This window comes from Oenococcus sicerae, from assembly GCF_004102045.2.
GTDB classification, from domain to species: Bacteria; Bacillota; Bacilli; order Lactobacillales; family Lactobacillaceae; genus Oenococcus; species Oenococcus sicerae.
This window is the reverse complement of the sequence record NZ_CP029684.2, coordinates 892,403-906,300: the sequence shown is the minus strand read 5'-3', so window position 1 is coordinate 906,300 and position 13,898 is coordinate 892,403. Positions and strand designations below refer to the sequence as shown.

Annotated in this window: 10 protein-coding genes; 3 read left to right on the top strand and 7 right to left on the bottom strand. The window is 39.9% G+C overall.

What is annotated here, in order from left to right:
* Positions 1 to 146: 146 nt before the first annotated feature.
* A complete protein-coding gene (locus tag DLJ48_RS04565; RefSeq protein WP_128686326.1) occupies positions 147 to 1,193 on the top strand; it encodes an AI-2E family transporter in 1,047 nt (348 codons plus the stop codon).
* Here DLJ48_RS04565 and DLJ48_RS04560 read toward each other — a convergent pair.
* Positions 1,190 to 1,657: a MerR family transcriptional regulator gene (locus DLJ48_RS04560; RefSeq protein WP_128686325.1), complete on the bottom strand. Its 468-nt coding sequence runs from the start codon at positions 1,655 to 1,657 to the stop codon at positions 1,190 to 1,192. The genes DLJ48_RS04565 and DLJ48_RS04560 overlap by 4 nt on opposite strands.
* Positions 1,658 to 1,843: 186 nt before the next feature.
* Between DLJ48_RS04560 and DLJ48_RS04555 the strand changes: the two genes are divergently transcribed.
* Complete coding sequence (locus DLJ48_RS04555; RefSeq protein ID WP_128686324.1) at positions 1,844 to 3,316, top strand: MDR family MFS transporter; 1,473 nt, start codon at positions 1,844 to 1,846, stop codon at positions 3,314 to 3,316.
* On the top strand, positions 3,316 to 4,038 hold the full coding sequence (locus DLJ48_RS04550; RefSeq protein ID WP_128686323.1) for a DUF4811 domain-containing protein: 723 nt from the start codon (positions 3,316 to 3,318) through the stop codon (positions 4,036 to 4,038). The genes DLJ48_RS04555 and DLJ48_RS04550 overlap by 1 nt, the downstream gene beginning before the upstream one ends.
* Before the next feature lie 32 nt (positions 4,039 to 4,070).
* Here DLJ48_RS04550 and DLJ48_RS04545 read toward each other — a convergent pair whose 3' ends face one another.
* The 6 genes from DLJ48_RS04545 to DLJ48_RS04520 all read right to left on the bottom strand — a co-directional run bounded on the left by DLJ48_RS04545 (position 4,071) and on the right by DLJ48_RS04520 (position 13,854).
* The gene (locus tag DLJ48_RS04545; RefSeq protein WP_128686322.1) at positions 4,071 to 5,075 is read right to left on the bottom strand and encodes a choloylglycine hydrolase family protein; all 1,005 of its coding nucleotides are present in this window, start codon (positions 5,073 to 5,075) and stop codon (positions 4,071 to 4,073) included.
* Position 5,076: 1 nt separating this feature from the next.
* Positions 5,077 to 5,607: a DNA-3-methyladenine glycosylase I gene (locus tag DLJ48_RS04540; RefSeq protein WP_128687087.1), complete on the bottom strand. Its 531-nt coding sequence runs from the start codon at positions 5,605 to 5,607 to the stop codon at positions 5,077 to 5,079.
* A gap of 85 nt (positions 5,608 to 5,692) precedes the next feature.
* Positions 5,693 to 5,971 carry a hypothetical protein gene (locus DLJ48_RS04535; RefSeq protein ID WP_128686321.1) on the bottom strand — a complete coding sequence of 93 codons (279 nt, stop codon included), beginning with the start codon at positions 5,969 to 5,971 and terminating at the stop codon, positions 5,693 to 5,695.
* A 116-nt stretch (positions 5,972 to 6,087) separates the two neighbouring features.
* A complete protein-coding gene (locus DLJ48_RS04530; RefSeq protein WP_128686320.1) occupies positions 6,088 to 6,756 on the bottom strand; it encodes a 2,3-bisphosphoglycerate-dependent phosphoglycerate mutase in 669 nt (222 codons plus the stop codon).
* A gap of 46 nt (positions 6,757 to 6,802) precedes the next feature.
* Positions 6,803 to 10,372: a helicase-exonuclease AddAB subunit AddA gene (addA, locus tag DLJ48_RS04525; RefSeq protein WP_128686319.1), complete on the bottom strand. Its 3,570-nt coding sequence runs from the start codon at positions 10,370 to 10,372 to the stop codon at positions 6,803 to 6,805.
* Complete coding sequence (locus DLJ48_RS04520; RefSeq protein WP_128686318.1) at positions 10,369 to 13,854, bottom strand: PD-(D/E)XK nuclease family protein; 3,486 nt, start codon at positions 13,852 to 13,854, stop codon at positions 10,369 to 10,371. The genes addA and DLJ48_RS04520 overlap by 4 nt, the downstream gene beginning before the upstream one ends.
* Positions 13,855 to 13,898: the final 44 nt, after the last annotated feature.

Here is a 13,898-nt window from a genome sequence, read left to right as displayed (position 1 = left end):
TGGTAAACGCTTATCAAACGTGCTTGTATTAGACGCTTTTTTTGAAATAATTTAAAATGTTTTAGATTATTTTAGAGAAACATAAGATAACTTCAAGCGGCTGCTCAATTGTGGTTAAAATGAAAACAGAAACGAGGCAACAGTTAATGAATTACATCATCAAATTTTTAAAGCGCAAGGATGTACAGCTTTATTTAACACTCGCCTTTTTGATTTTGGTGATATATATCGTCCGCAGTTTCATCGGCGTGATCCTGCTGACAACGATTTTTGCATACCTAGCAATCAAATCCAGTCTTTATCTTCACAAACGCTTTAAGATCCCTTATCTGATCGCTGTTATTGCGCTATATCTTGTGGTTATATCCCTTTTTATCTGCGCACTGTCGTATGCAGCTCCGCTTTTAGTAAACCAGTTAAAAGTTATTCCAGCTATGATTTCCAAAGCGATTATCGATCATCCTGTCTTAAATAAAAATATCGATAAACTTGTCAACAATGCAATTCATAGCAGCGAAATTGTCTCGAATGGCAAAAATGTTGTTTTAACAGGATTTCGGGAAGCTGGACATATCGGCAAAGGTTTCACACATGTTGTTCTAGCGATATTTTTAAGTTTTGTTTATACACTTTCCCATAACAGACTATTGGCTTTTGGCCATGAATTCCTGCGATCAACTTACAAAGGATTTTTTGAAAACATCTATTATTTAGCACGAAAATTCGTCTTGATTCTCGGTAAAATAATTGAAACACAATTGTTAATATGCACAATCAATACCATTTTAATGGCAATTGGTCTTGCCTTGATCAAAATGCCAAGTCTGCTGCTGCTGGTTATCATTGTCTTTATCTTTGGGCTTGTGCCTGTAGCCGGGGTCTTGATCTCCATGGTTCCGCTTGGTCTGATCGCCTTCGCTACTGGTGGTCTAGTTCGTGTGGCAGAAGTTGTTATCTTAGTGGCACTGATCCACTTCTTCGAATCTTATTTCCTGCATCCCAGACTGATGGCTGATCGGACCGACCTGCCTGTTTTTGTCACTTTCATCACACTGATCGTCATGAGCCAATTAATTGGTGATTGGGGTTTGATCGTCGGTATTCCGATCGTATCGTTCTTTTTGGATATTCTTGGCATTCATAGCTCTGATATCAAAATAATTAAACGAAAAAAGATAGAAAAAACAAATTAATCGGCATCGTGCAATTCAAATTTAGTTTCTTTTTCAGTGACGCGTGCATATAAATGTTTGTCTGGCTGCGGGTCAAAAACACCAAAGTCAATCAAAGCGCCATAATCATCTTCAGAAACATTTAACAAGCGGTCTCCGATCACTTGTTTAAAAGCACGTACCATGACGGAATGCTGATCAGCATGTTTGACCGCTGATGATAATGTAAAACCTTCATCTAAATAGCCTTTAATAATACGCACACGAAAAACTGTGCCATAAGCAAATTTCTTTTTCTTTTCATCACCGCAGCTCTTGATATAGTTTTTTTCAAGCCAGTAGCGTAATTGCGTTTGAGAAACGCCCGTCGCTTCGGCTAAATCCGAGATGCCGATAACGACATTATCTTCGCGAATCATCGAATGAATTAAATGATTAACATTGAGTGTTTGACCAAATTGTTCAGTTGCTTTGTCTGTATCCATAGTTATTAGTTACCTTTAGCATATCTAAAACCATTTTATCACGGTTTATTATGACGATTCCTAGAATAATTGTACATAATTTCAGTGCTATGTAAAAATTATTTACATTAATCTGATAAAGGGTTATATTGAATTAGTTCATTTTCAATTAATTTTGTTGCGGCAACTGAAAGAAGGACGACTAATTTGACAAAAAATACTGATATTAATGGCCATACATACAACAAAACGATGCTAGTCGTCGTACTTCTTGTTGGCACTTTTTGCACGATCTTAAACCAAACTATTTTAACGACCGCTTTTCCAACGCTCATGAAGGCTTTTGATATTTCAACCTCGACGGTTCAATGGTTAACAACTGGTTTCCTCATGGTTAACGGTATTATGATTCCTGTTTCCGCATGGCTATCCAGCCGTTTCAATTCCAAATGGCTCTACATTTCAGCTATCAGTGTCTTTGAAATTGGCACCATTATCGCTTGGTCAGCACCCAATTACGCTACTTTGCTGACAGCACGTTTAATTCAAGCAATTGGAGTGGGTGTTTCAATGCCGCTTCTGCAAACGATTATGCTATCGATTTTTCCAGCAAATCGCCGAGGTGCTGCTATGGGATTAGCCGGCATCGTTATTGGTGTTGCACCTGCCATCGGCCCAACGCTCTCAGGCTGGATTATTGATACTTTCCAATGGCGGGATTTATTCGGCATGATCATTCCGATCATGGCTATCGTGCTGATTCTGGCACTCTTCTATATGAAGCCGGTCATCCAGACCAGCAAACCCAAACTGGATTGGCTGTCGCTGCTGCTATCGACGACTGGCTTTGGTTCGTTACTATATGGTTTCTCTTCTGTTGGCAATGATGGTTGGGGATCGAAAACAGTTTTGATAGGACTTGCCGTTGGTACAGTCTTGATCGCACTATTTATTTGGCGTCAATTGTCGATGACAAAACCATTCTTACAACTGCGTGTTTTCGCATCGGCAGAGTTCACGATCGCAACTTTTTTAAGCTCAGTTGTCATGATCGCCATGATTGGGGTCGAAATGATCGTGCCTCTGTACTTGCAGATCGTTCATAATATGTCGGCCTTCCAATCCGGACTAACTCTTTTACCCGGTGCTTTGATGATGGCTGTTATGAGTCCTATTACCGGTCAAGCCTTTGATCGAATTGGTGCCAAACGGCTATCGATTGCTGGCCTATTCCTATTGACTGCTGGTACTTTGCCTTTTGTGATGATCACAAAACAGACGCCCACGATTTACATCACGTTTCTGTACGCAGTGCGCATGTTTGGTATTTCAATGGTCATGATGCCAGCAACGACCTCTGCCATGAATGCTTTGCCAAATAATTTGATTTCCCATGGAACGGCTGTCAACAACACAGTCCGACAAGTTGCAAGCTCAATTGGTACAGCTATTTTAGTTTCCGTTCTAGCGAATGTGACTAAAGGGCAAATGCCTGGCAAGAGTCTGTTGAAATCAGCGCCTCTAGCATATAAAGTAAAGGCTTTTAGCGCAACGATGTCTGGCTACCAAGCTGCTTTCTCGATCGCGGTCGGCTTTTGTATTCTGGGTTTCATTATTGCCTTCTTTATGAAAGATAAAGATTATAGTTCACAGCAAAAAAATCAAGGGGGCAAAGCCTGATGATTCTCGCATTATTAGTTATTGGCGCAGTCGCCTTCTTTACAAGCTTTATTTACATTGACAAGCCTCTGCCACGAATGTTTTGGACTGTTATTTCTGCTCTGATCGTAATCGGCAGCTTGATTGCGATCGTGGCCAACTATCACGACCACTTCGGTCTAGAAAAAGTTACCTCGACAAGCACGAAGAAAATTTATTCGGCTGATACGAGCGGCAAAATGCAGCTTGTTTTATATGAACCTATCGGCACGAGCGGCAAAGAAAATGTCTATATCTATGTCTCTAAAGCAAAGAGTAAAAAACTTGTGCATACGCAAGCAGATGAGTTTACAGAAAATCGAGTTAAGCTGGTCAACGGCCAAATAGCCAATCTAAAAACACAAGAGACACGTTGGGAGTATAAACCAGGTATTTATAAACTTTTATTTGGCATTGCAAACAATGGTCATGAATTAACTAAACGAATTAACACATTCCGTTTGCCAAAAACATGGCTGCATTTATCCACTAGCCAAATTAAAGTCCTAAAAAAAGACTTGACAGATCCCGCGATGCAAGCAGAAGCCAAGACTCAAGCAAGTGCCTATGTGCAAACACACATGAAAGCGGCAATTGCTAAAAATAGTAGTTTAGCAACAGACCAAGCAGCGCAAGCTAAATTGTCAAAGAGGTTCGCTGCTGAATTCCAAGCGCAATTAATTCAAAAAATTCTTGCAAAATAAATAAAAAAGCAATCGCATTAACGATTGCTTTTTTATTTATTTAATTCCTGAACATCCTCGTCATTTGTAACCGGAAAGGATACATAATTATCATTTGCAAGCAAGGTCTGTGTTAATGAAACTTTTCTCATTCTCTGATTACTATAAGTTGCAAAATAATACGATTTTGTCTGTGAACTCATATAACTACTGTAGCAAGTATAATCAGATCCACCAGTTTCTGTTAATACAATGCCCTTAGGAATGCTAACCGATTTTAAAATATTAGCGGCTGCTGTGACCGTTTCCAGTTCATCCTTCGGCTGCTGAATGAAGCTTTTTAAGAAAGCCACACGCACGAATCTAGAAGTGGGTGTGAAATCTCCGGGCAGGCCAAAAGTCCCTGATCCTTGGCTAAAAGCTGTTAAATGTTTACCTGACCACGAAATTGATGAATGCTGCTTTGGTTGAACGGGTAGATAATTGCGCAGGTTCGTCTCTTGCCAGGAATAATCAGGGCTGTTGGTCATCACACCAAGTGAATCAGCATAAGTTTTAAGGCCTGTTTTAGTTGGTTCGACAATCAAAGATCGACCACTCTGATCCATAAAGATCCAATGCAAAGGTGGTGTGATCCCTAAGACCGGGTTGGCCTGTGCCACGATTTGAATATTACTTTCAAAAGCTTTTTTTACCTCAGCTAAATTCTTAAAATTAGCTAAAACATATGTCACAATCTTATCAGGTGAAACATCAATCTGATTAGCAATGCTTTTTTTAGTGTATTCGGCATATTGTGGAAAATAAAGCGTTGCAGCCGTCAAACCAGCCTCATTGACACCATCAAACAATAAAGGACCATCAGCTGATAGCTGGCCCATGCCAACAAAAGCCAATCGGCTCTGATATTTTTGTTTAGCCTGATAAGCTGGATCAATTTCCTTGCCCCGCGGTGTGTAAATGACGTTTTCAGCCATTTCGATCGTAAAATCCATCGTTCTTGACAGTAGATGCGTGCCATCTTCAGAATTCAGTACAAAGCTGCTACATCCAATCATGCTATCGTTCTCCATTTTCTTGGTCGGGGTTAAAAACACAGCCGACCTCGTGATCATTTATGACACCGACTGCTTGTAAATACGAATAAATCGTCACTGGTCCTGTAAATTTAAAACCATCTTGTTTCATTCGTTTTGCAACGATTTGTGACAACTGATTTTGAGCAGGTATGTCAGCCATGTTCTCAATATGATGATCAATCGTCTGGCCATCAACAAAATGCCAAACATAATTATCAAAAGATGCATATGTTTGCTGAATTTTTACAATGGCTCGCGCATTATTCACAGTGGCTGCTAATTTAAGGCGATTACGAATAATGCTGCTGTCTAAAAGCAAGGGCTCAATCGACTGCATCGCTGCCACTTTGGCAATATCAAAATTAAAAAAAGCATGACGAAAAGCATCACGTTTTTTTAAAACAATTTCCCAACTTAAACCAGCCTGGTAAGTTTCCAATGATAATAATTCAAATAAATCACGATCATTGTGACTTGGCCGGCCCCATTCTTCATCATGATAGGCGATCATAATAGGCAAAGCGCTGCCTGTTACCCAATGACAGCGATGTTTTTTATCAGTCAATAGATTGTTAAGCTGCTTGTCAACGATTTTTTCAGGCCTCGTAATCCGTGTTCTTATTCAAAGGGATATCGATCTCTAGTGTTTGTGTACCGCCGGCAAATTCAAAAGTTCCTGAAACATGATAGCCATTTTCATTCTTGCGGCCGTTAAAATAAAGCTGGATATCAGTAACATCGGCATCATAGGATTCAGCTGCAGAAATAAATTCACCGTTGATAGCCGAAATCCAGACTGATAGATTTAAGTTTTTGTAATCAAAATGCCTTGCCGTTGAAAGCAAGGCTTTGTTCATTAACGTTTGGTCATCCATATGATCATCCCCCTTAATTCATCTTATACGCCTAGTATTACACGAAAATGTGTCTGTCGTGATTAAACAAACACTAATCATGTCATTAACTTTAATCATCAAGCCTCAATGCCTAATCACAGGTTCGTTTTAGAAAGCAGCTGCAGATGCTGATCAAAATGATAGATAATCGGCTCACCATTGCCCACTTCAACTTTCATGAAATCATCATCAGATATTTTATCCAAAAATTTCAGCAGGACACGGATCGAAGAGCCATGGGCGACGATCAAAACATTTTTTTCATCTCGCAATTGCGGTGCAATTTTATCCTCCCACAAGGGTTTGACACGCTGCCAAGACATCTCAGCTGATTCACCCAAAGGTTCCGTTACAGCAAAGGCCTGATAGGCTCGCGATGACTCAGTTGTTTTCAATAATGGCGGCACTGTTGTATAGCTTCGACGCCATTCCTTTACCTGATGATCACCATATTTTTTTGCCGTAGCTGCTTTATTCAAGCCGCGCAAAGCGCCATAATGCCGTTCGTTCAAACGCCAGGATTTAACTAAAGGCAACCAAGCTTGGCCAATTTCATCCAAAATAATGTAGCTGCTGATAATCGCGCGCTGCAGGACAGATGTGTAGACAATATCAAAATCAATTGCTGAGTGCAGTAATTGTTTGCCAGCAACGTGCGCTTGCGCTAGACCCTTTTCAGTTAAAGGGACGTCAGACCAGCCGGTAAAAATATTATCGCGGTTTGCCGTGGACTCTCCATGTCGAATCAATACAAGTTTACTCATAACTTAAATATTAACGATAAAACTGACTAAATTGGACATTTTTTAATCACAGATCAATTAATTGTTTTCCTTCTAAAGCAACGATCACCTTGCGAACAACTTTTTCATCTGGATACATACTTGCTAGTGCCTCAGCATAGAGATTTAATTGTCCAGCGTAGCGGGCCTTTAATTGCCCAATATAGTCCTTGGTCAAACGATCCGTTTTATAATCAAACAACGTGATACCAGTGCCATCAGCAAAATAGCCATCCATAATACCGTGAACTAACACTGGATCATCAGCCAGGACACCTTCGTAAATTCGATCAGCCGGCAGTAACATAGCAAAAGTCTGTTCACGTTTTAGACCAGCTTGCCGTTTTTTAATTTCCTGACCAAGATCAGAATTAATAAACCACATTATCTTGTCCAACTCAATTGATTGGGCAATGATAGGATCACTAATATTTTCCCGCACTAATCGTCTTAAATAAGTTTCATCCAATAACGCCTGCCAATCAATTTTCTCTAAAATGAGGTGAACAGCTGTGCCTTTATCAGTAGAACTCACTTGTTCGTCATGACTAGTTAGTGCAAATTGCGGCAACGGTAATTCTGTGATTTTAGCTGTTTGGCCTTGATTCATATCCGGCATCAATAATGCATCCGGATCTTCAAAAAGCCGCTTTAATTCACTAACATTATGATAAGCGGCGAGTGTACTTTCAGCTGCGTAAGGATACTTGTAGTCAAGAATTTTTTTAATTTGTCTCAGATCTATTGCTGCTGCTTTGTCATGGATCGTTGTATCCGGCAGTGGCAACGGCTGTTTTGCCTGGATTTCAGGCATGCTTTTGGCATCGTATGTCTTCAGATCAAAAGTCAGATCCGGTTGTTGATAATGACACTGAATGTGTTCCAAATCAAGGTGCTTAGTCTTAGCTAAAGCCATGCCGATCCAAGCTTGATAACTGCTGGCACGCATGCGGTCTTGAATCGCAATGATATCAGCCTTCGTGGAAACAGGCGCCCCCCACTCATGGATCAAAGCACTTACTTTTTTTGTTGAACCAACCAAATAAAGCTGCTGTTCGGCGCGCGTTAAAGCAACATAGAGTAAACGCATCTCTTCAGCCCAATTTTTTTCTTTGATTTTATTGGCAACGACTATTTTTTGGATCGTTTTAACTTTGACTCGTGAAACTGGATGAACAAAATCAATGCCGATGCCATAATCAAAATCAGTGACCATTGCCCCATTCGTATCACGACTATCTATTTTTTTATCCAAATTCAAGAGAAAAACGATTGGAAATTCCAGCCCTTTAGCAGCATGAATCGTCATAACAGAAACAGCTTGCTGACCAGCATCAACTGGTGCCTGAGCAAAATCTTCAACGGAATTCATTAATTGTTCAATATAGCGAATGAAAGAAAATAAACCAACAAAATGATTATCCGAAAGCTGTTGGGCATATTGATACAGTGCGTGCAGATTAGCTCGCCGTTGATCACCACCAACCATACCGGCTACGTATTCTGGCCAATTTGTATCATTATAAATCTGCCAGATCAAATCTACAATTTGATTATTTGCAGCTAGTTGACGATAACGGACTAATTGAGTCAGAAAATCACTTAGTTGTTTTTTTAGCAACAGGTCATCACCCGCTTGTGCATATGCTGCTACAGCCGAATAATAATCGTGGACCATATCCGCGGTGCGTACTTCAGCTAATTGGTTCTCGTCAAGACCAAAAATCGGTGAATGTAAAACTGCCGCCAAAGGAATATCTTGGTGTGGGTTATCGATGATTTTCAAAAAACTTAAAATAACCGATATCTCGAATTCCTGTAGAAAATTACCAGCTGCCACATTGACTGGAATATGATACTGAGAAAAAACAGCTTGAATATCATTTTCCCAGGCATGCGAACGCGAGAGAATAGTAATATCACGATATAAAATAGGTCGCATCTTCTGACTTTGGCGATCAAATAATTCCCCATTGGCCACAAGCTGCTGAATCTTAGCAGCAACGATTTTGATCTCGGCCTGTTTCGTATTAAAATCCTCATCATCGCTGTTTTCTTTATCGATATCATAAATTGACAAATCTGCTATATTCGGCAAATCTTTTGGGTAATCCTGATTAGCTGCTTGCAGCTGGACATCGCCTTTGTAATCAATACCACCCAATTGACGGTCCATTACTTGATCAAAAATACAATTCGTAAAATTAGTCACATTACGCTGGGAACGATAATTTTCAGCTAGTTCGATTAACTGGCCGCCTTGATTATTTTTATAAGCTTCATATTTTTTTGTGAAATTTTGGGGGTCTGCTTGGCGAAAACCATAAATACTTTGTTTCAGATCGCCCACCATAAAAAAGTTGTTTCCATTAGCGACACTGGTCAAAATTCCTTCTTGCAGATCATTCACATCTTGGTACTCATCAACCAGCACTTCGTCAAATTGAGATTGGACTTCAAGACGAATCTGCTTGTCTTGCAAGATCTGAAAAGCAAATTGTTCACCATCAGAAAAATCCAGCAAGGACAAAGCGCGTTTTCGATTAGCGAAGTTCTGGCGAAAGATTTTTGTGGCTTTGATCAATTCTGCAATCACAGCTAATGACTGATCGCTAACCGTCAGCCATTGTGCTTCACTTAAGTAAAAAAAATCTGTCCCAAGTGATTTGTAGCTACGCTTAGCATCATCGATCCAAGGTTTGACCCATTTTTCAAAGTAGGCTGCCTCACCTTCCGTGTTGCCAGATTTGCGCCCCGACTTGGGCCAATCTTGTTGATTATAATAATCGTAAAGCTGTTGCCAATTATGATTCGGTACAATATTGAGAAATTTTTGGATCAAGGCAATTGCATCCGTCAAATAGGGTCCATAACTACGGTAATCATCTAATTCTTGAATTTTATCGCGTGCCGCCATTAATTGAAAACAAGCTCCTTTAGCGCGCGCAGTAATTTGCGGACTTAAAAGTTGATCCCAGAAATGGCCAGCCGTGAGTCCATCTCGCATCTGATAATTCGCACTGATCGAATCTAACCATCGGTCGGGATTCGTGCGCGTTTCCGCCATTGTATTTAATTTGATTATCAAGTTTTTCAGTTCTTGATCATGACTGGCCGAGGCAAAGTTAGCTACAAGTGCTAGGAAACTTTCTTCATGATAAAAATCTTCAAAACTTCTGTCCAATACATCTTTAACCAATAAATCTTTTTCAGTCTGGTCTGCTAAAATACGGTAACGCGGATCCAAAGCAATGACAGGATAATATCGTTCAATGATCCTCAAAGAAAAAGAGTCCAAAGTCCCGATCGCAGCCGAATTAAGCAGCAGTAATTGATCTTGAAGATGTTTCTTACTGTCCCCCTGCTGCTGTAAAACGCCTTCACGAATACGTTTTTCCAAGCGATTCTTCATTTCTAAAGCTGCTGCATCGGTAAAAGTCGAAATGAGAAAATGATCAATATTTTTGCCTGACAAAAGCTGCTGAAAAACATGTTCGACTAAAACAGTTGTTTTCCCGGATCCAGCCGAAGCAGCTACAAGTAAATTGTGATCAGGAACATGTGAAATAACAGCTTGCTGATTTTTGGAAAATCTCATGAAATATCGCCATCCTCTTCTCTCATTTTTGCTAGTATTTCTTTTTTCTTGTCTGGATAAGCTTGCAAATTATGGTAATGGTCGCCAAAAATCCGATCAAAATTCATAATTGTTTTGTAGTCCGAATAAGTGAGCGCTGTTCTTTGTTCGCTTTCTTTGACTGGCAGCAACGGGAAAATACCACGACTAATTTGATTGCCCGCCTCAATTAATTTCTTTTTATCATGATTCAATAATAGTTTCAAATCAGCTTGCGAAATAATATCATTAGAGGCACCCTTTTGCCCTTTTTTCGTCAACGAATAGTTATAGTACTGGGCTTTTTCGCCATTTTCGAGCATTTGCAAATTATTCAAATAATCACTGTTATCAAGTAAAATACCACGAAATTTAAAATCAGGTGCTTGTAGACTGGCAAGCGGACCGAGTAATTGTGCCGGATCAATGTGCTTAGCAATTAAACTTGTAATATCTAGTGGCCGATTTCTGATTTGCGCAAAAACAGCACCAGCGGGCTGGCCGATATTCAGCTGCGAATGATTTTTGGCAATTGCCAGCCAGTATGTTAGCAGTTGCAACTCAGTGCCGACATAAGCATCACGAAAATCGAAGCTTTTACCATTAGACTTATAATCCACGATCGTGCTGAAAAGACGGTCAAGATCTTGTGCATCGATCCGATCGATCTTGCCTCGCAAAAAAATTTTATGGCCATTAGCCAAGGTGAAATCTAGTCCTGACAACGCGCTATTTTCAGACTGCTGATCAAGTCGGCCAAAGATAGCTTCGGTTCTAACTGGCTGGGCATCGTTTAAAGTGTTAGCCTGCCGCATTAATTGAATCGTTGAAGAAACATCATTAACCAGACTTTGACCAACGGCCTGAAAATGTGCATCAGATCTTAAAATTTCAAAATCAGCTGATTCGGTTAAATTCATCGATATTTGCCGAGTTATGTTTTCAAGCTGCTGATTTGACAAATCGCGAAATTTCTTTGATTGATCAATGAGCTGGTTGACAACCTTTTCAAAAATAGCATGATAATACACACCCGATAAAGCCGCATCAACAACAAATTGTTTGCGTGTTTTTAAACGTAATCCATATTGAAGAAAGTATTCGTAAGGATTACTATAATATTTTTCAATCTGCGAAATCGATAATTTGAGATCTTGGCCAAACAATTTTTCAATCAATTCTGGGCGGATAATCACTGGCTGATTACGATAATCAGCGGCCCGCATGATCCGTTTGAAATGAGGATCTCGTTGCAATAATAATTCATCAAGTCCGCCGATAAAGTTTTGACCGAAATTTTGAACACTTTGATTCACAACAGCAATTGAGCTTTTCGCGGTCCCGATATAATCAACCAGATCATTTGTGGATTGCGGTAAATCAGGGACTTTTGTCAATCGTAAATCTGAAACATTTTTCAAAAGCAGTCGATCTAAATAAGGAGAGATGTTATTCTGTTTACCATCTATTCTTAATTTAGGATAGGAAAAAATGACCTGTTCAGTCGATGACAGCACGGATGAGTAAAAACGATTATCTTCAGCTGCCATTTGCTGGCGACTTGTATCCTGCAAATAATAAGGCATCTTGGCCGTAGCAAAATCCTGACTCAGTTGGTTCCGATCAAAATCGTCTATCATGCTGCTGGAAGTAACTTGAGACGGCAGACTTTGATCAGTTGCATCAATAAAAAATAGCATTTTATAATCATTTTTTTGAACAATGCCAGTTTCAGAAATTGTAATTTGGTCTAATCCAGCCGGAATACCCGAAAAACTAGCAGCAGCAAAAGCATCCTTGAGGATCTGTAAAAAATCTTTTTGGCTATATTTTTCATCCCCGATCAAACGATCAACTTCATCAAGAGCCGAGATCAATAATTTCCAAGCCTGCAAGCCGCGATCATTGGCATCATTGGCTTGATCTGCCACGATCTGGTCCACATGTGCATCTAAAAGCCAAGACAAAAGCGTTCGAACAGCCTCATGATAATTCGTGACAAACTGGAAAGATTTTTTAAATTTATCTAAGATCGCAACAATAAAAAGACGTATTTGGTTGATCGAGTCATTGATCGCCCGATCTGTTTGACTATCAGTGGTCAAGTCTTGTTCATCCATTATTTTGATCAACTGAAAACGATCCTCACGCCAATTTTTGTCTGTTGGATTATTCGCCAGAATATAGTTTTCCAAATAATCCAAGGCCTCCTGAAAATCTTGTGGCTGTGCCCAAGAAATGAGGCCCGTGCGAAAAATCCGCATCACGCGTTCATAAGAAAACTCCTCAGTTGTGGCAAAGAGGTTTTCCAGCAGCAATGATAAAGGATGGTCAGACATGCGCGTATCTTTATCCAAAAAAAAAGGTAAATCATAACGTTTGAAAATTGCCGGAATGATATTTTTATAATCGCCGAGTCTTTGTGCTAACAGCAAAATATCTTTCGCTCGCAAACTCGGATCTGCCAATAACTTTTGTCTGATCGACCGCGCAACAAAGTCAATTTCATGTGCTTGGTCACTTAAAACACAAACCTTCATGTGCGCCAATGACCTTTTTTGCTGAACGGAGCCAACCGTTTCCAGTTCACGCCAACTTTGTTCAAAATGCACCTGTGATGCCGACAACGCCCGTTTCTTTTCAGCGTATTCAATCTTGGCTTGTGAAAATTCTTTTTTTAATAATTGGTTGGCTTTAAAAAACAAATTTCCTTCACCGTAACGGTCACTTGCAGCATCGCCGAGCAAACTGATCACAATATCGCTATTAGGTCCCATTTGTTTGGCTTGTTCGGCTTGAATTAGGCTTTGCAATAAGTTAAGTTCGCTGGCCGTGAAGCCTGAAAATCCTTCAAAATAAAAATTATCATGAAGCAGGTCCAGTCCCGATAGTTGCTGCGCAAAAATTTTCAAATTGTCATTTGGCAACGAATAATCCCTTAAGTAAGGCATCAGCTGTTTTTCAACCAAAAGCAACAGCTTGATTTTTTCAGTCAAACGATCAGAAATATGATGTGTTTGTGCGATCTCGGCAGCAGTCAGTCCAGAATTCCAAATTTCGATCAATTGATCAGAAACATTCGCAACAAATCCAGGCAAGCGTGCCGATCGTGCAAATATACTGAGCATTTCGATCGGGATCTGCCGCAAAATTTTGCCAACCAGAATAGCAAGCATTTCATTCGTAATGGGAGGTTTTTCATCTCGCTGTTTAGTCAAAGCCCAAGCTAAACGAGACAAAGAATAGACCTGCAAACGTGAAAAAGCCTGTACATCTTGATCATTTTGTCCCAATAGGCGACCAAATTTTTTCAAGACATCCACTTCAGCCGAAAATTTGATATGGTTTGGCACAATATAGAAAAAACGTGCTTCGTTTTGCGTTTGATATTTTTTATAAATTCTCTGCAGTAATTCAGCCCGAAAATCACTATCAGCAAAACCCCGCACGATCGTAAAAGTCATAGCTTAATTTTATCATCGTCAAAAAAAAGAATACTTGAATACGT